13 protein-coding genes are annotated in these 24767 nt (G+C 56.6%); 5 read left to right on the top strand and 8 right to left on the bottom strand.

The features are described 5' to 3' along the window. The first annotated feature begins 37 nt into the window (after positions 1 to 37). The gene (locus ACOBR2_RS09670; RefSeq protein WP_420239812.1) at positions 38 to 514 is read left to right on the top strand and encodes a hypothetical protein; all 477 of its coding nucleotides are present in this window, start codon (positions 38 to 40) and stop codon (positions 512 to 514) included. A gap of 76 nt (positions 515 to 590) precedes the next feature. On the opposite strand, the gene ACOBR2_RS09665 is transcribed toward ACOBR2_RS09670, so the two are convergent. The 8 genes from ACOBR2_RS09665 to lepB all read right to left on the bottom strand — a co-directional run bounded on the left by ACOBR2_RS09665 (position 591) and on the right by lepB (position 18741). Then, a complete protein-coding gene (locus ACOBR2_RS09665) occupies positions 591 to 2381 on the bottom strand; it encodes a polysaccharide lyase family protein (RefSeq protein WP_420239811.1) in 1791 nt (596 codons plus the stop codon). Between the two features lie 208 nt (positions 2382 to 2589). Next, positions 2590 to 4188 carry a VWA domain-containing protein gene (locus ACOBR2_RS09660; RefSeq protein ID WP_420239810.1) on the bottom strand — a complete coding sequence of 533 codons (1599 nt, stop codon included), beginning with the start codon at positions 4186 to 4188 and terminating at the stop codon, positions 2590 to 2592. Positions 4189 to 4327: 139 nt separating this feature from the next. Then, positions 4328 to 8731 carry an Ig-like domain repeat protein gene (locus tag ACOBR2_RS09655; protein WP_420239809.1) on the bottom strand — a complete coding sequence of 1468 codons (4404 nt, stop codon included), beginning with the start codon at positions 8729 to 8731 and terminating at the stop codon, positions 4328 to 4330. 66 nt (positions 8732 to 8797) lie between these two features. Next, positions 8798 to 12283 (bottom strand): carboxypeptidase regulatory-like domain-containing protein, encoded by a 3486-nt coding sequence (locus ACOBR2_RS09650; RefSeq protein WP_420239808.1) that lies wholly within the window; start codon positions 12281 to 12283, stop codon positions 8798 to 8800. Positions 12284 to 12799: 516 nt separating this feature from the next. After that, positions 12800 to 16090 (bottom strand): carbamoyl-phosphate synthase large subunit, encoded by a 3291-nt coding sequence (gene carB / locus ACOBR2_RS09645; protein ID WP_420239807.1) that lies wholly within the window; start codon positions 16088 to 16090, stop codon positions 12800 to 12802. Between the two features lie 56 nt (positions 16091 to 16146). After that, complete coding sequence (locus tag ACOBR2_RS09640) at positions 16147 to 16737, bottom strand: REP-associated tyrosine transposase (RefSeq protein ID WP_420239806.1); 591 nt, start codon at positions 16735 to 16737, stop codon at positions 16147 to 16149. Between the two features lie 176 nt (positions 16738 to 16913). Beyond that, positions 16914 to 18047 carry a glutamine-hydrolyzing carbamoyl-phosphate synthase small subunit gene (carA, locus tag ACOBR2_RS09635; RefSeq protein ID WP_420239805.1) on the bottom strand — a complete coding sequence of 378 codons (1134 nt, stop codon included), beginning with the start codon at positions 18045 to 18047 and terminating at the stop codon, positions 16914 to 16916. Positions 18048 to 18141: 94 nt separating this feature from the next. Beyond that, on the bottom strand, positions 18142 to 18741 hold the full coding sequence (lepB, locus tag ACOBR2_RS09630) for a signal peptidase I (RefSeq protein ID WP_420239804.1): 600 nt from the start codon (positions 18739 to 18741) through the stop codon (positions 18142 to 18144). Between the two features lie 173 nt (positions 18742 to 18914). Between lepB and ACOBR2_RS09625 the strand changes: the two genes are divergently transcribed. The 4 genes from ACOBR2_RS09625 to ACOBR2_RS09610 all read left to right on the top strand — a co-directional run bounded on the left by ACOBR2_RS09625 (position 18915) and on the right by ACOBR2_RS09610 (position 24680). Next, positions 18915 to 20024 (top strand): serine hydrolase domain-containing protein, encoded by a 1110-nt coding sequence (locus ACOBR2_RS09625; RefSeq protein WP_420239803.1) that lies wholly within the window; start codon positions 18915 to 18917, stop codon positions 20022 to 20024. 113 nt (positions 20025 to 20137) lie between these two features. Further along, positions 20138 to 21094, top strand: coding sequence for an N-acetylmuramic acid 6-phosphate etherase (gene murQ, locus ACOBR2_RS09620; RefSeq protein WP_420240001.1), 957 nt, complete (start codon positions 20138 to 20140; stop codon positions 21092 to 21094). Between the two features lie 73 nt (positions 21095 to 21167). Continuing rightward, entirely contained in the window at positions 21168 to 23429 is a 2262-nt protein-coding gene (locus tag ACOBR2_RS09615) for a hypothetical protein (RefSeq protein ID WP_420239802.1), read from the top strand. Next, on the top strand, positions 23430 to 24680 hold the full coding sequence (locus tag ACOBR2_RS09610; RefSeq protein WP_420239801.1) for an FtsX-like permease family protein: 1251 nt from the start codon (positions 23430 to 23432) through the stop codon (positions 24678 to 24680). Positions 24681 to 24767 lie beyond the last annotated feature (87 nt).

Genomic DNA, 24767 nt, shown 5'->3' with positions numbered 1-24767 from the left:
CGCTCAAGATGACAGCTCACACGAGGTACATGCGCACATGGTTCCCATACAGCAAACGGACGCTGAGGAGACTCAGACCTTCCGGCAGATTTTTTCCTTTCTACTTCACGCCGTTCTGGCGTTGCTTGCCTGGGCTGCACTGATGGCGGCTGGCTATGCGCTGAATCTGCCGCAGGTTCCGCAGCCGATGATTCTGGCGCTCTCGCTGTTTGTGCCGTTGGTGGCAGGCTTTGCCGTCAACCACTTTCGGCAGGATCCGATTGCCGGCATCGTATGGCTGCTGGGGCTGGTGTGGTTTTTGATTCTTGCGCTCTGGGTGATGGACATGCCCACGGGGCCAAGCGAGTGCTTTCAGTGCGACGCCACCGACAAACTTTCGCGCACATTTTTCAGTTCGCCCAGCCCCAGTGGTCTGATCGACAACGACGGACCATTCCTTGCCACATGGCCGGCGGCGGCGCTGCTAGGGTATGCGATTGGCGCAAGGCTGGCGCTGAAGAACGCTGAGAAATAGATTTTCTGCTTGAATCTTTATTTTGAGTTTGTGCTTTCCCAGGTCCCAAAATCGGGACCTGGGGCACCCTGCACTGCTAGTTGTTTTTATCAACCAGCTCCAGACGCAGATAGTCATAGATAACGCCCGACATTACGCTTCCGTGCGGAACCTGCAACTCCATCGTGTTTTCTCCATGCTTGATCAACGAAGCCGAAAAGCGCAGGTCGTGCTCGGTCCATTTGCCCTGAATGCCGTCGCGGTTGATGGTGGCGTTGTACTCCAGCGGAGCCAGATCGCCTGCATCATGGCCGTTGACGCGCACAAATACGTGGCGTGCTCCCACACCGCTTAGGCCAGTGCGTAAAATGGCTTCGCCCTTCAGGTCAGCATCACTGTTGAAGTGAATCTTCCAGACCGTATCGCCCCCGCTGAAGGGAGCTCCGTCCGTGCTGTGGGCAGCGTTGGGAACCTGTTCGAAGTACCAGTCTTTGCGATAATCGCTTTTGCCTACCCAGTACTCCACATCCTTGGGGAAGAGCTTGGAATAGAGCAGGTACATGCCCCACTGGTTGTAGTGGTCGCCGCCAAGAAACTCCGTTCCGCTGCGATTCGGAATTCCAATCTCCCACAGCTGACGTCCATAGCGAAGCGGCTTCCAGACCGCCGCGCCAAGCTCGATGGGCTTGCCCGGCTCAACCACAACGGTGGCTCCGGAATACTCACCGAAGACGCCATCTGCCAGAGCATGCAACTGATAGCGGCCCGGCCGTACGCCCTTCAGCGAAAAGCTTCCGTCCGCGTTGGCATACGCCCAGAACTGGTAATACTTGGCGTCGGTCTGCCATGAGCCATCGGCTTCAGCAGGAGGAATCAAGCCTACCCGCAGCCGGGAGGTCGGCGTAGTCTGCTCTCCATCGTCCTTGATTTCCAGCTTGCCAGAGACGGTTGCACGCTGTGCGAGAGGCGGATAGTTGGCTTCATGCACCCAGTCAAAGGGCCACTTCGCCTTCTGCTTCTGCGCCTCCTGGCGGGCATCGTCAAAAATTGCATCCGGTGTTGGCCCATCGTTGAGATAGACAAAAATCGGGCCGACCAGTTTGCTCCAGTCTTCGCCTGCGTCCAGATCGAGTGTGCTGCCGCCGTAGTGGGTACTGCGCCAGTAATCAAGAACAATCGGCCCATCATCTCCCAGGTGGCAAGTCAGTTCAACCTTGGTTGGACCACCACTCATGTACTCCATGGAAGGATTGATGAAGAATATTCCCATGTGCTTTTTCGTGCTCGACCATCCGAAGGCGGGATCGTCGAAGAGATCGGAGGAGTAATCGTACTTGTGCTCGACCTTGCCGGCAAAGAGGCCGGAGGTAAGCCGCCGCGCCTCCTTCATATTCAATTCCTGGCCGTGTTGCCAGTCGCTTCCACTGGCCATCAAATGGTTGTGCTGCGGGTCCACAGAGAGCCAGTCGAAGATGCCGCTGAGCTTCATGGCAAAGCGGCTTTCGCCAATGTCTGTTTTTGCGTATGAGGCAGGATGCGCAAAGATCGCATAGGTATAGATGCCGTGATCGCTGCGGCCAAGGCTATAGCGAATCTCCAGGTCGAAAAAGCCATCGCCACTGCTGGTGCGCGTGAGCACCTTGCCGTTGGCCTTGCCGCGCACATACACTTCAGCGCGTTCTCCGCCATTACTGCCGGGATCAATGGAAATGCCATCGCTTAATTCCGCCGCTCGCGATGGGTTCTGTTCCCAGTAACCATGATTGCGGTCGCTATCCATCGTCTCCTGACCGTGATACTTCAAAGAGATCAGATCGCCACTGGTACGGCTGACTTCAGCGCGCAGGAATTGATTTTCGAGCACATAGACTTCGCCCTGTTTTGCCACGTGCACAGGCTGCTCTGCCCTGCCCATAGCAGATGCCCAGCAGACCACGCTGAGTGCAGAACTTAAAACCCAGACAGAACGTCTGAAATTACCCATAGAAATCTTCCTCTAAAAAGTGCTTTGGTAATTTCCCACCTGGGCCACAAAAGCGTGACTCGGGTGAGAGACCCCGCGTTTGTACAGGGTCATAACGGGTAGAGGATGTGCCTCAAAATACCATGTCGGCTGTGCCGATCTTGCCACTACGCGCATCGCGTGCCACAACACGCAGTCGGGCCGCGTCTGCCGCAGCAGGAACATGGATTGTGAATACGGCGCGTTGATCCTGGGTCTGCGCTCTTCCCTGCGCTGTCGCATTGAGCTCATTAGCGCCATGGCCAACAATCTTTCCCTTGTTGGTGGCCAGCATATACAGCACCGTAATTTCAGAAACCAGATTGCCGCTGTCCGAGTCTGCCCACTGCAATGTGCCAGCCGCAATCTTCAACTGAATCTCATCCCCTTTGCCACGCTCAAGCTTTACATCCAGTCCGTTGTAGGGCAGCGAACTGAATGCGGCTTTGCCCATCTCTGCTTCCAGTTCAGAGCGTGCCTGCTGGGGAGTTTTGTTGTCCATGCGCCGGGCTTCGACGATAGGGTTTTCGCTGTAATAGCCATCGCGTGTGACGGCCTTCAGGTTCGGATCGGACATCTTGATGCGGATATGACGGTAGGGCGCGCTCTTTTCCGAGTCACCGGTGGGCGCATAAGTCAGTGTGTAGTAACTGGCCCCCAGGATTGTGCTATCGGCCACCTCTGCATCTATATCGTTGCGCGAGAAAAATGCCTGCCCTCCGGTAACCGGAGCCAGTGTGGTGAAGTTGATTTCGTCAGAAAATGGCACACCGTCATTGCGCGGATCCATCTCCATGGATTCAAGATCGTCTGACGAAGAGACTTTGCCCACGGTCGCAAGCGTGGAAGAAGGATCGATAGTGTAGAGCGTGATGCGCGATTCCATCAGGGAGGAAGTCAGCCGCTTGATGGCATCCTGCATGAGCCCCGCCGCGTGTTCGTCCAATCCGATCAGACTGACTGCGGGGAATCCCTTGCCCACCCAGATCACAGTTTTACGGCCAGGCGTTCCGCGCGAAGCATCCGCCATTTCATTAAGAGAATTCAGCGACATGCCCATGCGCTCAAATGCACCGGCGCTGTTGGCTCCGCTATGCTGCATCTTCCATGGATATTCCGGAAAGTGCTTATCGAGCGCGGTCAGCAGTGCCGCGCGATCTTGCGTGTAGTCTTTGATGACCTGAAAATGCGTATTGTTCGCAGCCAGCAAGGTGGTCGGCTGGCGCAGAATGGCGGGCTGCGCTTTCAGATAGCTCTTAACCTGATTGCGCGCGTAGGCCATATCTTCAAAACTGGTATTCAGCTCGTCCAGCACGATCAGTGTGACGGGCGCGGAACCGATCTTGGGCAAATCTTCTGTCGAGCGCACCAAGATCTCGTCCTTTTTAGGAATCTCATGTACCTGGGGCGCATCGAAGGTGCGCACCGGCTGCTCAACGTTCTCTTCGTAGACATGAAAATCGTCCGCTTTGAGGTTGGTAACCACCTTCCCCTTGGCGTCGGTGACTAACACATCCAGCAGCACGCGCCTGGTTTCAACCTTGATCGAATAATTCGAACTTTCTGGTGCGTCTGCCTGCTGTGCTGCTGCAGCCGTGCAGTCAAGCAGGAGTGTTCCACACAGAACGATCAGCGTGGAAAAGAAAATCATGGCGTATGAACGTTCTGCAAACTGAGTTTTTGCACTGCTCATGGGTTCCATCCTATTTGGTTATCTGTCTACTCATCGTTTCGGCACATTGCGGTCCGAAAGCTATAAAACCTCACAGGAACATCCGACCTTTGAGTGGCCGGATGTTCCTGTGAGATAGTTATACGCTCGTTCGTAGGAATTACTGAACGACAAGTTTCACGGTTGTGCTGGTATTCACACTGCCAGAGCCGGTGGCATTCACCGTGACATTATAGGTGCCTTTTTCTGTATTGATCGGAGCAAGTGCACAGCAGGCTGTCATGCTGCCGATTCCAACCCCCATCAAAAGAATGGCTACGATTCCGATGGCTCCGATCCTGCGCAGAAATTCTCTCCCCTTGCGTGTGAAGCCACAAAGCAACATGGGCAACAGTGCGAAGATAGAGAAGCCGCAGGCTTCGATCAGATTGTTGTGCCGGCTCATCGAGATCAACTGCGTTGACGAGGTGGTGTAAATCGTCAGGGTTGCGCTGACGGGCGTATTGGTTCCGTTCAACAGAATCTGGTCGGTCGCCATCTCACAAGTGGCAAAGCTGGGCAAACCCGAGCAAGTAAACTGCACGTAACCGAAGTAGTTGCTTGTGGGCGTTGCCGTGATTGTGAATGTGGCCGCTGATCCAGCAGCAACGGTTGCTGAACTCGACGAAGTAGAAACGGTATAACTTCCATTCCACCCCGAGGATGGCGCCATATACAGATAGTCGGAACCTGACGTACTAGCCGCGAAATAACTGTCGCCCGAATAGGTGGCAGTAATGACGTTGGTGCCACTGGACAGGGTTTCGCTGCTGTAGGTTGCGGTACCGCCTGCACTCACGGTGACCGTGGTCAGCTCTGTTCCATTGGCGTAGAAGGTCACTGTTCCAGAGGGTACGGTGCTCGATCCGGTTGGATCGGTGTAGCCAATGGTTGCCGTGAGTGTGGGCTCGCCGGAGTAGACAATGACCGGCACGCTGGTCACAGTGACCGTGGAAGTGTTAATGGTGATGGTCTCTGTAACTGCAGAAGAGGTGCTACCGGAACAGTTGGAACTGCCGTTATAGACAGCGGTGATCGAGTCTGTGCCAGAAGGCAGGGCCTGCGTAGTCAGTGTTGCCACGCCACTCGACAGAGTTGCTGTACCCAGCGTCGTTACGCCGTTCAGGAACATGACCGTTCCGGTGGGCGTTGTTGAAGTGGAAGAGACCGTGGCCGTGAGGGTGATGGGAGCGGTGGCGTAGGCTGCCGCAAGCGACGTGGTCAGTGCCGTGCTGGTGGAGGCCTTCACCGTTGTAAACGAATAGCTGGTGGAGTTGCTGAAGGCATAGTTCTTATCGCCTGCATAGCTGGCCACCAACACATGCGAGCCAGCATCCGGAGTAAGCGATAGCGTGGCTATGTCGGAACTATTCATTGCTACGCTGGTTACACTGCCATCCAGATTGAAGACCACCGAGCCGGTGGGTGCTGTGGTGTCACTGCTATCGGCAGCGGCTACCTGTGCGGAGAGGCTCAGAACCGTGCCATAGGTATAACCTCCCGATGGCACAGTGGGAGATACCGTCATGATTGTTTTGCTCAGCAGATAACTTCCAACCACAATCGTCACCGAGCTGGAAGAGGAACCGCTGGCATAGATCGAGTCTCCGCCATAGGTCGAGGTGATGGTGTGCGTGCCGGTAGTCAGAGTACTTACAGCCAGACTGCCTGCTCCGTCGGAAAGAGTCGCGGATCCAAGCGAGGTGCTTCCGTCGTAGAAGGTGACTGTGCCAGTCGGAACGTCATATCCGCTATGGGTAGCAGTAGTGCTGGTAAGTGTGACGGTCTGTCCAACGTTGGCCTGGTTGCCATTCGATACCAGGGTTACGGTTGGAGTAATTTTTACCACACTTACAGTAATTGTGACCGGAGTTGTTACCGGTGCGTAGGTTTTGTCTCCGGCGTACGTCACGCCGATCGTATGGCTGCCATAGGCAAGACCGGAAGAGAGTGTCAAGCTTGCACTGCCGCTGGAAAGAGCCGCACTCACTTCACTGACGCCATCCACCATCAGGGTAACTTCGCCGGTAGCCGCACTGGCCGCAGTCGCGGTAAATGTGACTGCTTCGGTGGGGTAAATCGATGCCGTAGGCTGAGTGATCGCGAGCCCGGAAGCCGTGGAGGCTGCTGTACCCGAGGACTTGCCCACAAGCGTCATCACTGCCGTATAGGTGTCATCCGATGGAAAACTGATGTTCATCGAACGATAAGCGCCAGGAGAGGTTGGCTCAAGGGTTATGGGAATGTAGCACTGCTGTCCGACCGGCAGGCCACTGGTAAAACCACAGGTCGCATAGGCTGGCACCGTGGAAGGCGTGCCACTCAGCAGGAAGTCTCCTGTATCGCCGGTCGTCAGGTAGCCGGTGGAGTTGGTATAGGTTGGGGCCACATTGCCAGAGTTGCTCAGCGTGAGGTAGCCCACCGACGTGCTGCCTACCGCAACACTCGACGAGAAATAGTGCTGAGCGTAGCCCAGCGTGCCAGAGGAGGTAGCTGTTGTAAGCGGTGCCTGAGTGATATATGGATATGCACGAGGCAGCGCGTTGTAATAGGTAGCGCTGGAAGATACGGTCGACATATACAGGTTGCCATAGGGGTCCAGAGCCACGCTATACGCCTTGTTGGCCGTCATCTTCAGCACGTCGGTAGCATTCGGCGTACCCCACTCGTTCGGCACGCGATAGAAGTAATTCGCACCGTAGTCCGTCATGTAGATGCTTCCCGAGGCATCGAATGCAACACCCCAGGGCGTGGTTAATCCAAGATTTGCGGAGACTGTGCTTCCACCATTGGCGGGAACGTAGTAGTAGCCCTTCAGCGTGCTGTCGCTGATGGCAAAGTTGCCGTACAGATCCACCGCAATGCCCACACAGGCACTACTAATGCCCGATAGAATCTGCGTATCAGAATTCGCGGTGGTGCCAAACATATACAGTTTGAAGGTCGTTGAGTCGCATCCATAGGCATTACCTGCCACGTCAACGTTGATGATGCGGAATTTGTCCGCCGCCGCCGCTGAAACGATTGTTGACGTGGAAGAAATTGTGCCGTTCAGATTGGGATAGAAGAGCACGCCTGCTGTAGTCGATTCATACAAATCGCCTGCGCCATTGATGGCAATGTCATCCGCCGCCCCCGCTGAGGAAAGAACTACAGCACCATTGGAGAGTGACTGAGTACTACCAGACGAGGAACCACTGCCAGTTACGGTTGGTGTTCCATAGACAACGCGCGTATTACTGGTGTCGGCAATATAGATGTTGCCAAAGAGATCTGGTTTCACGCTGTAAGGAACCTTCAGCGCAGAGCTGTTGATGGTAGGCGCGGGAGCCGTCAGCGTGGACTGGTCGATGGTAAGCACCGGTCCCAGGCCGCCTCCACCGATGAATGCACGCAACAGCGGATTGTTGCTGGAATCGTAGAAGACGATAGCACCATACCGCGCTCCGGCAAACAGCGGCGTAAAGTTCACGTTGACCGTGCAACTGCTTCCGGAAGTGTAACTTGATCCGGCAGTGCAGGTACTACTGCCAGCATCCTGAAAGTCCTGCCCGGTCTTGCCTTGCGTGAATACCTGGATAGTGGCAGGAGCGACGGTTGAGGTGAAGTTGAAGACCACGGGAAAGGTCTGGCTGGTACTCCCCACGCTCATCAGGCCAAAGTAGATAGCGCTACGGTTGTAGTGAATCACCTCGTCTCCGGCGGCAATATACAGGCTACCGCGGGTATCCACGGCCACCGCTGTCGGCGCAGTGACCGTAACACCCAACGTCGCCTGGCTTGCAGTTACCAGAGCGCTGGTAGTGCTGGAGTATGGAACTTCTTCGATGGCATTGTTGCCGGTATCGGCAATGTAGAGGTTGCCGGTAGCATCCACAGCCACGCCTTGCGGTGCACTCTGGCCTGAGCCAACGGTGCCCTGAGAACCGCCGCTGGGCAGAGAAACCACCGCGTTCGCGCCCTCATCCGCCACATATACGTTGCCGTATTTATCCACGGCAATCTGCTGCGGATTCGTCAGACCGGAAAGAATCGTGGTCTGCGTGGTGCCGGAAATCTTGACGACCCTTTTGTTGCCGTTATCAACAATGTAGACGTTGCCGCTGATGTCCACGGCCACGCCTGTTACCTTGCCGAGCCCGCTGCCCAGCGTGGTGGGTGAATTCAGATTGAGAGCACCGCTGGTAAAGGAATACTTGTAAACGGTGTTCGAACTCCCGTTGGCTACATAAAGGTTGAGTGACGAGTCCAACGCAATCTGTTGCGGTGAATTCAGGGAGGACAGAACGGTAGTCGCGGAACCATTGGCGCCGGTAAACTTCGACAGTGCGTCGTTTCCGCTATCGGCCACATAGAGGTTGCCGTACAGGTCCAACGCCAGTCCTGCCGCGTTGCTAAAGCTGGTGGAAATGTTGATCTGCGAGGTAATGTTTGCCTGCGCACTGGCAAGGCAAGTACCTACAAGCAGCGTGACGCCAAGCATCATCCCCTTCAGAAGGCGGATATATCTTGTAAAACCTTTCATGGTGTTCACTCCAGATTCTCCGGTCAATGTGGTTTCTTTGTTCTCTGGAAGCACAGCTTCCGGCGTCTAGAAGATGATCTTTACTCCACCCTGCATGTTGCGCGAACGGCCCGCGTATTGAATGCCGAGTCCCTTGCTATCAACAGTGCCAGAGCTATTCAGCGTCGTTGCATATGAACTGGTGGAGATGTTCACTCCCGGTCCTGCAAGCGCCGGATGGTTGGTGATATTGAAGGAGTCCAGATTGATGGTTACGTGATAGCCACGAAGCGTATTGAAGGTTTTGCGCAACGAAACATCGGCGTCAAAGAAGGTCGGCCCCACAATGATGCCTTTGGGGCAGTTGCCATCAGTGCCTGCCGTGGGTGCTGAAAAGTTTATGACCTGGCCGGGGTTTTCGAAGTCCCACCACTGATTCGTGTTGTGCGGATATACAACCGGATAGCCGGCATAGGTGGGACGAAATCCGCTCAAACCATCAGTATCGCTGGCCGTCGGCGTATAGCGGGCTCCACCCTGATAACGCGCCGTTCCGGTCAACATCCAGGAACCGATTCCGCCCCGCAGAATCCGGTTGTGGCCGCGCATGTCAGGGCTTTGCACCATGTAGGTTCCGGTGTATAGCTGACGGCGATCATAGCCGGTGTAGGTGTAGCTGTAGTTCTTCACCCACGGATAGAAGTGGAAGACGTCCGTATCTCCAGCGGCTGTGGCCAGGTTCTTTGACCAGGTATAGGCAAAGGTCATGCGTCCCTTGCCCACGCGGCGATTCAAATTGGTCTGCAGGCCGTTGTAGTTGGAGTCCGCATCGCTGCGATATTGCAGAATTCCCGAATACCCCTTGTAGGGGCGCAGGTAATTCTCCTTCACGCTGGAGTCGATTGCGTACATCGCCAATTCTTCCGCCGGATCCGGCGCATTGATGTCGGGGTCGCGCAGCAGATGGCGGCCTTGATTGCCAACGTAGGTGATCTGCATGAAGAAGCCCTTGGCTAGCTGCTGCTGAATGCCAAGGTTGTACTGGTAGATGATGGAGCGCCTCAGGCCCGGATCCACCGTGTAGATCTGGGGGATCACAGAGGTAGCGGTTACATTGGAAGAGGTGGCCAGTGTATCCATGTTGCCGTAGTTCAACTGCGCTGCCTGAATATAGGGGGGATTCGACAGCGTGGAATAAGCCACCGTGCCCTGCGGCGTGTCATAGAAGATGCCACCGCCTCCGCGCAGTGCAAGGGTTCCATCTCCACGCAGATCCCAGGCAAAGCCCACGCGCGGTGCCCACAGATACTGCGCATGGTAGAAGCCGCGCATGCCGATTGTGGGCACGTTCAGCACATCGGTACTCTGAGCATTGAGCACACGTCCCAACTGGGAGTTAGGCACGCCGTTTCCAGCGCGGCGCAGACCGTTGTAGCGGTTGCCGCTGCCGGCGACTACGTTGCCACTGTCCTGGCCCACGGAAACAGCGTCATCCGAGTCATAGTACTGCGGATAAAAGGCTGTCAGGTTGTTTTGCTGCGAGGTCCACGGCGTCATCCATTCGCCACGCACACCCAGGCTCAATGTGACGCGCGGCAACACACGGTAGGTGTCGTCAGCGTAGGCCGCAAGGCCCCACAAGCGGAACAGGCCTTCTGTGTTGTTGGAGTTCTCCGAATAGGTTGCAAAGTTGCCCAGCAGTGCGTCGGCAATCACGTTGCCGGTTGTATAGTTGTTGCTCTCAGTTGTAAAGGAGATATTGCCGTTAAAGTAGATGCCGCTGCCGCTCTGGTCCTTGCGGTTGCGGTCACCCACAACGCCAACCTTGATGGTGTGCTTGCCCTTGATGGTGGTCAGAATATCGTCAAGTTCAAGAACCGTGGTGTGGGCCTTGGTCAAGCTGTGGGTGTCATAGATGGCTGTGTATGAAAGCCAGCTCATATACGGAATGCCGACCTTCGGGTAGCTTCCTGCGAAGAGTGGTTCGTACGTGAATCCGTACTTCGATTTTTCCCATGTGTCATCGGCCGGCATCTGATCGACTGGCGTCCACATGGCCGCCACGCTAATCACGTTGAAAGTATTCGGCGTGAGCGTGTAGGTGTGGGAGAGCACCGTGTTGTTGGCTGGGGTGTGCTGAATGACCGGATTGGAGGGCAGCAGCGCATTGCCACCCAGCGCGCTGTAATGCCTCTGCGCATCGGTAACCCAACGTACATAGGCGTTCTGCCGGGTGCTGATCTGCCAGTCCACACGGGCAATGTACTCCTCGTTGCGATAGGATTGCGGCAACGCGAAATACCCAAAGTTCATCGCATTATTATTCGTGTCAAGCGCAATTTCGGTGGCCTGCGACTCAATGTACTTGTACAGATTCTGCATGCCGTGGCCGAAGTTGGTGATCTGGGTTGAGATATTGCAAGTGGACGGGATCGTGATGCCACGGGAGAGAAGATAACTGTTCCCGGTAATTGCACAGGCTGCTTTTCCGGCAGTCGTCGTGTAGTTGAAGTCTCCGCTCAGAAAGCTCGTTAGAGGCACAATCTGCTGCGAGGGTGCGCTCGTCGTCTCAATGAACTTCCATTCATTGCCCACGAAGGCAAAGATCTTGTCCTTCTTGATCGGAAAGCCAAGGGCCATTCCCGTATCGTTGAAGCGCAGATGCGAAGTAAGACCATTTGAAAAATACTGATCCGCATCGACGAGATTATTGCGGAGGTTCTCAAACAGCGTGCCATGCACCATGTTGGTTCCCGAGCGGGTAACCACGTTGATGGCCGGGCCTGCTGATGATCCCCACTGTGCCGAGTACGAGGAGGTTTGTGCGCTCATGTGCTCAATGAAGTCGATGCCGATGTTGTTGAACTGCGCGGCGTTCGAACCAATGTCCTTGTTGATGACGCCGTCCACATACAGGCCGTTGGCCGTGGCGCGCACACCGTTGAGCACGATGTTGGTCGTCGATCCACTCATGGTGGAGCTCATGGCGTCGGGCGGCTGGCTGGTGGTGGCCCAGTTGGCGTTGGCCACGGATCCGGGGAGTGTGCCCAGCAGATCCAGATAGTTGCGACCGTTCAGAGCCATGTCGCGCACTGTATCGCCATCGATGATGTGCTCGATGGTTCCCGACTGGGTGTTTACAGCATCGCGGGTGTCCGCAGAGACGATGATCTGCTCACTCTGGCTGCCCAGTGTGAGTTTGAAGTTGACAGTGAGAGCCGCGCCATCGTCCAGTGCCAGCCCCTGCTTGGTTTCTCCGATAAAGCCATCGGCCTTGGCTGTAACGCTGTAATTGCCGACTGGCAGCACGGGGAAAACGTATTCACCGTGGGCGTCCGTGAAGCCATTGGTCTCAGTGTTTGTGTCCACCCTGAGCACAGTCACTGCGGCGTGCGCGATCAATGCGCCGGTTGGATCGAGTACGATACCTGCGATTCGTCCAGTATCGGCCTGCGCATGAGCGCGCGGAATACTGAATCCCAGAAGTGCTATGACTAAACACAAAACTAGGGCGTTCATTGCGCCCCGCTTGCGACGGTTCGTCTTTTGCGCGAATGTCTTTCCTATTGTCATCGTCTGTGTCACCTCGCCTCGTAAACTGGCACAAAAAATTTAAATGCTAAAATCTTTCAATACTGAAAGCCCGCAACATAGTACGTACCAGGCATGTCTCTGTCAATACAGATAAAATTTTTCATGAGGTTTAACATGATTTGTTTTTCGCACTTTTTAGACCGAGTCTGTCTTGAAAATAAGTGCCGCTATCTAGAGGTTTGATTGCAGATGCGATCATTTGGGATATTGCACATGTTGATTGCTTTTCAATCAGAAATTTATCAGCGACAGGAACTCTAACACCTTTACTAAACCTCGCGCCATGATTCTTTTCTGTTTATTTATCGCAGCAGCCTGCTCTTCTTTTCCTCTTCTTTGTGAGGCAGAAAGAACTTGGTCCTTGCAGATATTTTTCTTAGAATGTGCTTTTAATCAGCGACTTAAAGAGATAACGCAAACTGCCGCATAAACTTTGAGGTTCATGCGGCAGTTTGTCGTTGTATTCAGACCAGAGCAGATCTGGCAGTGATTAAGTTAGCGGATTTCAGCGTTCAGCTTCTGCAGCGGATTTACTGTAATCTGTTTCTGCTGCAGAGAGGCGATGCCCTCGATGGCAGCCTGTGCGGCTGACAGCGTGGTGATCGTCGGAATGCGGCGCAGTACGGCAGCACGGCGAATCGCCTTCTCGTCGAAGATCGTGTCCTGGCCACGCGGCGTGTTCACGATCAGCTGAATGCGGTCGCTCTTGATCAGATCGACGGCATCGGGACGACCTTCGGTCACCTTGAAGACGCGCTCCACCATGATGCCCGCACCTTCAATCACGTTGGCCGTACCCTCGGTGGCCACGATCTTGAAGCCAAGGTTCACAAAGTTGCGGGCCAAGTCGACCACCGCGGCCTTGTCGTGATCCTTGACGCTGATGAAGACCGTGCCCTTGCTGGGCAGAATCTGTCCGGCTGAGAGCTGGGCCTTGGCAAAGGCTTCACCAAAGGTCGAGGCCGCGCCCATCACTTCGCCCGTCGAACGCATCTCAGGACCAAGCACCGTATCCACGCCTGCGAACTTCGACCACGGGAAGACCGGCGACTTGACGAAGAAGTGATCGCCGGTACCCAGATCCTTTCCACTCTTGAGCTGCTTGGGCAGCAGGTCGGCCAGCATGCGGCCGGTCATCAGGCGCGAAGCCACCTTGGCCAGCGGAATGCCCGTCGCCTTGGAGACGAAAGGCACCGTACGCGACGCGCGCGGATTCACTTCGATGATATACACATGATCCTTGCCTGCCGCATCGCGTTGAATGGCGAGCTGCAGGTTGACCAGGCCCACGACCTTCAGAGCCAGGGCAAGCTGGCGAGTGTAGGTGCGGATGGTCTCCAGAGTCTCCGGGCGGATGCTGACAGCAGGCAGCACGCAGGAAGAGTCACCGGAGTGAATGCCGGCCTCTTCAATGTGCTGCATGATGCCGGCAATGATCACGTCCTTGGAGTCGCAGAGCGCATCCACGTCAATCTCGATGGCGTTTTCAAGGAAGTGGTCGATCAGCACCGGGCGATCCTGCGAGTACTCGACAGCTTCCGTCATGTAGCGGCGAACGCTTTCGGCGTCATACGCAATAACCATGGCGCGGCCGCCCAGCACATAGCTGGGACGCACGAGCACCGGGTAGCCGATGCGATCCGCTACTGCCAGAGCCTCTTCCACGCTGGTGGCCGTGCCGCCGGCCGACTGCGGAATCTTCAGGTCTTCGAGGAGCTTGCCGAATTGCTTGCGATCTTCCGCCAGATCGATCGAGTCAGGCGATGTGCCCACGATCTTGACGCCTGCTGCGAGCAAGCGCTGCGCCAGATTCAGCGGCGTCTGACCGCCGAACTGCACGATCATGCCCACATCCGCGCCGCTCTTGGTCTCGTGCTCGTGAATGGCCAGCACGTCTTCCAGCACCAGCGGCTCAAAGTAGAGGCGGTCGCTGGTGTCGTAGTCGGTGGAAACCGTCTCGGGGTTACAGTTGACCATGATCGTCTCAAAGCCATCTTCCTTGAGCGCGAAGGCGGCATGGCAGCAGCAGTAATCGAACTCGATGCCCTGGCCGATGCGGTTCGGACCGGAACCAAGGATGATGATCTTCTTCTTATCGGTGGCAGGCGCTTCGTCCTCTTCGTCGTAGGTCGAGTAGAGGTAGGGCGTCATTGATTCGAACTCGGCCGCGCAGGTATCCACCAACTTGAAGACCGGCTTGATGCCCTTCGACTCGCGCAGTTCCCTTACCTGCTTGGTGCCTTCGTGACCTTCCAGCTTCCACTCGGCGGCAATGCGCTCATCACTCAGGCCCATGCGCTTCAGACGGCGCAACTGCTCTTCGCTGATCTGCTCGGGCGTGGTGCGGGCAACGCCCTGCTGCTCCAGGGTAATTTCGCGCACCTGATGCAGGAACCACGGATCCATCTTGGTGAGGCGCGCAACTTCACGCACGCTCATGCCCCGCTCAAAGGCGTAGCGAATGTAGCCCAGGCGTTCCGGGCGAGGCGTAACCAGCATCTGCGTCAGACGACGCGGCTCCAGCACTTCCGCGCCGGTCTTCTTGCCAGTCTCCAGTGCGCGCCAGGCCTTCATCAGCGATTCCTTGAAGGTGCGGCCCATGGCCATCACTTCGCCCACCGACTTCATCTGCGGGCCAAGCACGTCATCGGTGCCGGGGAACTTTTCAAACTGCCACTTGGGAATCTTGGTGACGACGTAATCGATGGTCGGCTCAAAGCAGGCCGGCGTCTTACGCGTAATGTCATTGGGAATTTCGTCGAGCGTGTAGCCAACGGCCAGCTTGGCGGCGATTTTGGCAATCGGGAAGCCGGTGGCCTTGGAGGCCAGCGCCGACGAACGCGATACGCGCGGGTTCATCTCGATGACGGTCATGCGACCATCCACCGGATTGAGCGCGAACTGCACATTCGAGCCGCCCGTCTCCACGCCGATTTCGCGCATGACGGCAATGGCCGCATCACGCATCCGCTGGTACTCGCGGTCGCTGAGTGTCTGCGCCGGGGCCACGGTAATGGAGTCGCCGGTGTGCACACCCATCGGATCAAAATTCTCAATCGAGCAGATGATAATGACGTTGTCGGCCAGGTCGCGCATGACCTCCAGCTCGTATTCCTTCCAGCCAAGCACGCTCTCTTCAATCAGGCACTCGTGCACCGGCGAAAGGTCGATGCCGCGGGAGAGAATCTCCATCAGCTCTTCGCGGTTGTAAGCAATGCCGCCGCCCGAACCACCCAGCGTAAAGCTGGGACGGATGAGCACCGGGAAGCCAAGCTTGGCGGCAAAGTCCATGCCGTCGCGCAGATTATTCACCAACTGCGACTTGGAAACTTCCAGGCCAATGCGCTGCATCGCATCCTTGAAGAGCAGACGGTCTTCGGCCTTCTTGATGGCTTCCAGCTTGGCGCCGATCAGCTCCACACCATACTTGTCGAGGATGCCGGCGTCGGCCAGATCCACGGCCAGATTCAGCGCCGTCTGTCCGCCCACGGTGGGCAGCAGGGCAAACTTGCCCGCATTCGGAAGTGCGGCAAGCATCTCGGTTTCGATGCGGATGATCTCTTCCACATAGCTGACCGTCAGCGGTTCGATGTAGGTGCGGTCGGCCAGCTCCGGGTCGGTCATGATGGTGGCCGGGTTGGAATTGACCAACACCACCTCATAGCCTTCCTGCTTGAGCGCCTTGCAAGCCTGCGTGCCCGAATAGTCGAACTCGGCCGACTGTCCAATCACGATCGGCCCCGAGCCGATCACAAGAATCTTCTGAATGTCATTTCTGCGTGGCATAGTTTTTCTCTTTGTTCGTGTCTGAAACGTTGCGATGAAGGCTCGTTAGCAACTCATCATTTCTGCATTGCCGTGTTTTGAAAGGGCACGACTTTAGTCGTGCCATCAGCCGTCTCCAAAAAGTCACTGGGCTTTAGCCCCTGAGGTCTCGTAACTTCGTTCAAGTTATGCGAAGCCATTGGCCGCACCGCAGGTGCCTGAGGGATGGGGTCAAGCTTCCACCCCGGATACGCCGACGAATACCTGTACTCTGACGGCTGAGCGCAAAGATGTTTCCTGACCGGATTCAGGTGGATGTAATGAACATGCTGTTCATAGTCCTCAAAATCACGAATCCGATGATCGGAAAACCCGCGCTGCCAGACTTCGGCGTTTGATCCAAGTTCCTTTTTCGCGCGAAAGCTGAATCCACCCTTGATCAACTGCATGGTACGTTCAAGAGCGACCTCGGGAGAAAGCAGAAGATGAAAGTGATCGGGCATCAAAACAAACTCGTGCAATTGATATGATTCCCGATACGCCAGAAGATTTTGGAAGAAGAGCCTCGCCCAGGATTCCGCACGAAACAGGGAACGCCGCTCCCACGTCTCAGACGTAACAAAGTACGTCTGCGCGTTGTTGGTTGCGTGTTCGCGTGCTGGCTTCAAAACATCCCTCAGGGGCTAAAGCCCCGCTCTCTTACTCATCCTTTTGCGGCACGGCTAAAGCCGTGCCCTTTCAAAACATTGCTTCTGCAAAGATCTTGCAATCCGTTTGACCCAAAAAACAGCGGAGCCGGGGCCCCGCTGCTGGTGCTAACAATTCGTCTTTGCTGTCGTACTCATTATCCCTTCCACTCTTCCATCAAATTGCGGAAGTCACGGAACAGATAGTTGGAGTCGTGCGGACCGGGTGCGGCTTCGGGGTGGTACTGCACGCTGAACAGCGGCAGGCTCTTGTGACGCAGACCCTCGAGCGTATTGTCGTTCAGGTCAACATGCGTCAGTTCCACCTCGCTCGTGTTGATCGAGTCCGGATCGACGGCGAAGTTGTGATTGTGTGCGGTGATCTCCACCTTGCCGGTAATCTTGTTCTTCACCGGGTGGTTGCCACCGTGATGGCCAAACTTCAGCTTGTAGGTGCGGCCACCCAGCGCCAGCCCCGTCAGCTGATGTCCCAGACAGATGCCAAAGACCGGCACGCGGCCCAGAATCTGCTTGATCGCCTTCACTGCATAATCAACGGGCTCGGGATCGCCGGGACCGTTCGACAGAAAGACGCCATCAGGCTTCATGGCAAGAACATCGTCGGCCGAGGTCTGCGCCGGCACAACCGTTACACGGCAGCCCTCGCGGACCAGCATGCGCAGAATGTTGTGCTTGATGCCGAAGTCATAAGCCACCACATGCTTGGTGGGGCGGTCGAGCATTGCTGCAAGCAGCGGATCGCCGGTCTGGTTCAGCGCCAGATCCTTGTCAAAGGTGTAAATGCTCTTGGTGGTAACCACCTTGGCCAAGTCCGTACCATCCATCTTGCGGATGCTGCGGGCCCGCTCCACGAGCACATCGGTATTGGTTTCCTTGGTGCTGATTACGCCGCGCATGACGCCGTTCGTGCGCAGGTGGCGCACAAGTGCGCGGGTGTCGATCTCAGCCAGAACCGGAACCTGGTACCGCTCCATGTACTCGTCGGTCACTTGTTCTGACCGCCAGTTGGAGCTGATAGGCGAGAATTCGCGTACGATGAGGCCTTCGATGTAGGGCTTCGCCGACTCGTTATCTGCCTGGTTTGTACCGTAGTTGCCGATCTGGGGATTGGTAAGAACGACGATCTGTCCGGTGTAGGAAGGATCAGTGGCGATTTCCTGATAACCGGTAAGGGAAGTATTGAAAACGACCTCACCCTGGCATTCGCCGGGATGACCATAGCCGTGGCCACGGAAAATGCGCCCGTCTTCGAGCGCTAGTATAGCCTGCATCGTCTCTCCGAGCAGTGGATTCTTCTAATTTTAGCAGTTTTTTATGCGCTGTGCGCTAGAGGAGGAGAAATCCTTCGCGAGGGCAAGATTCTGCCTACCGCACCATGCCCGCATCCCGAGCCGGCCAGTAGACAAACTCCGCCTTGCCGTAGACGAACGAGCGTTCCACCGGGCCGAACTCGCGGCTGTCTGAAGAGATGGAGCGATGATCGCCCATCATGAAGTAGCTGCCTGCGGGTACGACCATCTCCGGCATCGAACGCGTGTCGCGGTACTCCTCAGGAACGTACGGTTCCTCCAGACGCTTGCCGTTCAGCACTACCGTGCCATGGTTGATGCGCAACCGGTCACCGGGAATAGCAACCACCCGCTTGATGTAACTCTTTTCCGGATCCCGTGGATAGCGGAAGACCACCACGTCATTGCGCTCGATGGCTTCAAAGCGATAGACAAACTTGTTGATGAACAGACGGTCGCTGTTTTCCAGCCGTGGCAACATGCTGGTGCCTTCCACGCGCACGGGCTGATACAGGAAGGTGATGATCAAAATCGAGGTAACAGCGGCAATCAGCAGATCACGCAGCCACAAGACAGCATTGCTCGTCGCACTACCACTTTGCGGCGCATTCGAAGTCATCGTATCCGGCTCATTCTGGGAGCCGGGAGCTTGGGTAGGGGGCACTTCCGTCTGCATTCTGATTTCAGATTAACTGAGCCGACGCATTTGTGAACGCAGAAGATGTAAACATTTAGGATCAACTCACATTTCTGATCATCAGCCCATGCGCTCAAGTTATAGCTGCCGACAGGGGAGACTGAAGCGGCACAATGCAACTGTTCCGTTTTTGCACTAGGATGGATGCATCCATGAGTACCGCTGTGGTGAGTACCGCTGTGACCGATCCACGTTTTGAGTCCGTCTACGATGTTCTGCGTAAGGCCATCGCCGAGCAGGCCTTTCCCGGCTGCGCCTTTGGCGTTTTTTCTCGCGGGCAGGTGGTCCTGCTCGATGCGCTGGGCCGCTTTACCTATGAAGAAGATGCGCCACGGGTCGAACCCGGAACGGTTTTTGATCTGGCCAGCGTCTCAAAGGTTGTTGCCACAACGGCCATGGCCATGTTGCTTTTTCAGCGCGGTCAGCTGGACGTGGATGCGCCGCTCGGCTCGATTCTTCCACAATTTGTAGCAAATCGGGCACAGGATGCGGTCGAACACACAGTAACCCTGCGGCATCTTTTGGCACATAATTCGGGGTTAGCAGGGTACGTGGAATTCTTTCGTACGACAAGCAACGCCGCGCAGTTATTACAGACTTGTTACTCCCTCAACCTCCAAGCCTCCCCTGGCTCACGCTACGAGTACTCCGACCCCGGCTTCATCCTCCTCGGCAAAGCCCTGGAAAAACTTGCCGGGGTTGACCTTCAAACCTTCTTTACGCAGGAGATTGCCGCCCCGCTGGGCCTGACGACCGCCCGCTATTGCCCTCCAGAGGTGGAAAAGAGCAAAATTCCTCCTACAGAGGTGGACACGTGGTTCCGGCATAGACGGATTCAGGGCGAGGTACAGGATGAAAATGCCTGTCTGCTGGGCGGAATCTGTGGACACGCCGGACTCTTTGCAAATACTGCCGATCTGATGCGCTTCAGCGCTGAAGTGCTGGAAGCCGCCCGCGCCGGTGGCCAACCGAAGATTTTTGCTCCGGAAACCCTGCAGTTTTTTGCCAAAAAGCAGGCTCCGGAAGGAAGTTCCCGGGCTCTTGGATGGGATACACCAAGCCTGAACTCATCTTCTGGTCAGTATTATTCTGTACTTTCGTTAGGGCATCTGGGCTACAGCGGCTGTTCCCTCTGGATCGATCTGGAGGCTCAAGTCGCCATTGCCCTGTTGACCAACCGAACATGGCCGGATAGAGGGAGCCAGAAGATCAAGATACTCCGGCCTTTATTCCACGATGCGGCACGTGGTGCCCTATTTTAGGTCACTACCTACTGCAACTGGCATGAGTTTCTGCTTAAGATTTCTGCCAGCATTGCGGTTTTTGCCGCTACAATCGAAAATTGGGGACAGACGCGATGCTGAATAGCTCGATGATGCAGGAGACAGCCGGCTCGTCTAAAAAGGACGTTAAAGACCAGGCATCTACCCTGCAGGAACTGACGACTGAGAGCCAGAACGAGGCTTCTCTGGGACTGGACACGAAATCGGCCATTGAAATTGCACGCATCATCAATCATGAAGATGCGAAGGTTGCAGCGGCCGTAAAAAAAGCGCTTCCTGAGATCGCCCAGGTGATCGATATGGTAGCCCGCAGCCTGCGAGACGGCGGACGGTTGATTTACATCGGCGCCGGTTCCAGCGGTCGTATTGCCGCACTCGATTCCGTGGAATGCCCACCCAATTACTCGACGGCACCCGGGCAAATTCAATACATCATGGCAGGCGGACCGAAGGCTCTGGCCTCGGCCGTTGAGGTCAACGAAGACAGCGAAGAGCTGGGGCAGCGGGACATTGCGCGCCGCCGGCCTACACGCAAGGACGTGGTCATTGGCATTTCGGCTTCGGGCCGTACGCCTTACGTAGTAGCTGCCACGGCCTATGCCCGCGCACGCGGCGCGCACACTGCAGCCGTGACCTGCAATCCGGGTACGCCTCTGACCGATGCTGCCGATACGGTGATTCTTGCCGAGGTTGGCCCTGAAGTCATCAGCGGTTCCACCCGCATGAAGGCCGGCACCTCGCAGAAGATGATCCTGAACATGATCACCACTGGTGCTATGACCCGCATGGGCTACGTGTACGAAAACCTGATGGTCAACGTACATATGCAGAATTCCAAGCTGGTGGAGCGCGGCATTCGCATTCTGATGTATGCCTGCAACATCGACCGGCCTACGGCGGTTGAGACCATCAAGAGCGCCGGGCGCAGCGTGCCTGTGGCGTTGGTCATGCTCAAGGCCAAGGTCGACAAGCCCGAGGCAGTACGCCGCTTGGCCAAGTCCGATGGCAACGTACGATTGGCCATTGAAGACAACGCACTGGATTACTAACTCCGAACTTTTAGCCTTTGTTTTTTTATTCGCAGGCCAGCATTCCGCCAGGTTTAGTAGACTGAACGGCAGGATGTCTGGCCTGATTCGTTTTATCTCCTACCTCTCCGCTTCCCTTCTTCTGACCTCGGCCTCGCTGTCTCTTGAGGCACAGGGAACCCGTCTTTGGACGCAATCACAACTGGGCGACTTTGAAAAAGGCACGGCGCAAGGCGTCGAGCTTACCAGTGATGGCCGTCTGGTGGACGGTGCCGTGGCGCAGGTGTTTGCCACTACACCTTCCAGCCAGGTCTGGTCTCTGGCTGCCGGTCCAAAGGGCGTGCTTTATGCCGCTACGGGGAGTCCTGCCGCAATCTACCGCATGGAGATTGACAAGGACGGAAAGACGCACTTCGACAAGGAAAAGAACCTGCTTTTCGAGAGCAAGGATCTGAATGTGCAGGTGCTGCACATGGGGCCGGACGGCAATCTGTACGCCGCCCTGCTGCCCTCTGGCAAGGTCATTCAGATTTCGCCCCGCTTTGCCGACAAGCTTGATGAGAGCAAGGCCACGGTGGTCTTTGATCCTGAAATTTCTACCGTCGCAGACTACACAAAGAAAAAGTCGCACTTCGTCTGGGATCTAACCTTTGACAAGGCGGGGCGTCTGTACATTGCCACCGGCGATCCGGCGGCAATCTATCGCGTAGATGTGACCAGGCCCGGCAGCAAGCCGGAGGAGTTCTTCAAGAGCGATGAAGCGCACATTCGCGCGCTGGCCTGGGACGCGAAGGGCAATCTGATTGCCGGGAGCGATGGCACGGGGCTTGTCTATCGCATCGATTCCACAGGCAAGGGCTACGTACTGTTTGCCGCGCCCCGGCGCGAGGTTACGGCAGTGGCCGTCGATGCAGCCGGAACCATCTACGCCGCGTGCGTGGGCGAGAAGAGCCGCAATCCTCTGCCCCCGCTGCCGCTGCAGAATAACGGCATTTCCATTGTTCTTCCCGGTTCAATGGGAGCGGCTGGGGCCAGCAGCGTTTTGCCGGAGGGTAGCGAGGTTTTCGCGCTCACTGAGGGGCAGGCTCCGCGCAAGCTGTGGGCCGCGCGGGATGAGGTGGTCTACGCGCTCGAAAGCCGCACGGATGGCGTGCTGGCGCTGGCCGGAAATCATGGCCGCATCTTCCGCATTCAGGCCAACGGCAACTCTGCCGTGGTGGCGCAGCTGGACGCACAACAAGTGCTGAGTTTCACCGCGGCACCCGGCGGTGGAGAGCTTTATCTGGGCACCGGCAATCCCGGCAAACTTTATCTGTTCGGCGCAGCCGGTGAGCACGAGTACTCCAGTCAGGTCTTTGATGCCGCGGTGCTGGCACGCTTCGGCCACGTGGAAGTTGCACCCGACGCCAGAGCCTACAAGCTTTTCACCCGCACCGGCAATGTGGAGCAGCCGGTGCGTGGCTGGACTGAGTGGCAGCCGCTGAAAGACGGCGTTGTAGCTTCGCCCGCCGGACGTTTTCTGCAGTGGAAGGCGATCTTTGAGAAGAACGGTTCGCTGGCTTCCGTGGGCGTCAATTATCTGCCGGTGAATGCGGCTCCGGTGGTCGATGATCTGGTTGTTATTTCCGGTGCGCGAGTGAATGCGCCCGGTGCTGCAGCAGCTTTGCCTCAGACGGTAATGATCGGCTTTCCTACCCCGCAACCTGCCAGCAGCGGTTTGAACACGGCCGAGGCGAGTGGCAACAACACACCGCTGGCAGCCATGAAGGATCGCACCGCAGTCACAGCCCGCTGGGCCGCGCACGACGACAACGGCGACGAACTCAGCTACGCGCTTTATCTGCGCGGCGATGGCGAGTCAGTCTGGCGCTTGATCAAGGACAAGATCAACGAAAAGGCCTACAGCCTGGATGCCACACAGTTGCCCGATGGCGGCTATCAGATCAAGATTGTGGCCAGCGATGCGCCTTCTCATGAGCCCACCGACACGCTCACCGCAGAAAAGATCAGCACCCGCTTCGAGGTGGATACAACGCCGCCCGTGATTAGCGGACTCAAGGCCAGTCGTAAGGAAAAATCCTTGCAGATTGAGTTTCTGGCTGAAGACGCTTCTTCACCGCTGGCCCATGCCGAGTACTCGATTGACGCCGGTACGTGGGAGCCGATCTTTCCCGAGGGCAAGCTCTTCGACTACCGCCGTCTACACTTCAACACCACACTCGACAGCGCAAGCCCCGACAACAGCAAGCTCGACAGCGTCAAGCTCGACAAAAGTGAGCATCTGATTACCGTGCGCGTCTACGACCGTCACGACAACGTAGGTCTGGCCAAAACAGTTCTTGGGGAGCAACGATAGATGCGATTCGAACTTTTTCTTGCTGCCCGTTATTTGCGTGCCAAGCGCCGTCAGGCTGTGGTTGGTGTAGTAACAACCATCTCGGTTGCCGGTGTGGCTGCGGGCGTGGCCGCGCTCGTCATTGCGCTGGCCATCACCAACGGCATGAAGAGCGATCTGGAAGACCGTCTGGTGGACACCACGGCGCATGTGCAGTTGATGTCCACTGCCAATGAAGGCATTCGCAATTGGCAGCCGCTGCTTGAAAAGCTGCGCCATGTGCCGCATGTAGTCGCAGCCTCGCCCGGGCTCTACGAACAGGTGCTGGTGGCGCGTGGTCCGCGCGATGGTGGCGCGCTGGTTGAAGGCATTCTGCCCAACGATGAAAAGAAGGTAAGCGGCATGTTGGCCGGATCCACTCCCGGCGCGCTCGACGCCTTACAGCCACAACCTACTGCGGCGGGTGCGCCCTGCTCCACGCTGCCGCCCATCGTGCTTGGCAAGGATCTGGCCGAGACCGTAGGCGCTACCGTAGGCGACTCCGTCATGCTCATCAGCCCGCAAGGTGAGATGACGCCGATGGGTGTGATTCCGAAGTACGTGCGCTTTCGTTTGGCCGGCATCTTCCACTCCGGCTTCTATCAGTACGATGCGCAGATGGGCTTTGTGCGGCTGGCCGATGCACAGTGCCTCTTCGACGAGCCTGATCTGCTGAGCGTCATCAGCTTCCGCATCGACAATCTGGACCACGCGCCCGAGGTGGGCCGCGCTATTGAGCAGGCCGCCGGCCACGGCTACATGAGCACCAACTGGATGGAGCAGAACCGCGAACTCTTCCGCGCGCTCAAGCTCGAACAGGTGGTTTCCTTCATCGTGATTGCACTCATCGTGATGGTGGCTGCGCTCAACATTCTGATCGCGCTCACCATGATGGTGATGGAAAAGACGCGGGACATTGCGGTAATGATGAGCTTCGGCGTCGATCCCGGACAGGTGCGCCGCATCTTCCTGCTGCAGGGCTTGCTGATCAGCGTGATTGGCACTGGTATTGGACTGGTGCTGGGCTACGCGGCCAGCTGGGCCGGCGGCCACTACCACTTCATTCACCTCTCGGCCGAGGTCTACTCGATCGATACTCTGCCCTTTGCGCCGCGCCTCATCGATGGTGTGTTGGTGGCAGCGGTCTCCATTGGCGTCAGCCTGCTGGCCACGCTCTACCCCTCGTACTCCGCCTCGAAGATTCTGCCAGCCGAGGCGTTGCGGTACGAGTAGTCCACGTGAACGTCGGAACGCTCTCCGCTGGCAGTAGAGGGCTTGAATGCGAGCTATCTTTGCTGCCAGCACCCACTAACAGAAAAC

Source organism: Telmatobacter bradus (assembly GCF_048629425.1).
GTDB lineage: Bacteria > Acidobacteriota > Terriglobia > Terriglobales > Acidobacteriaceae > Telmatobacter > Telmatobacter bradus.
This window is presented reverse-complemented; position numbering and strand designations above follow the sequence as displayed.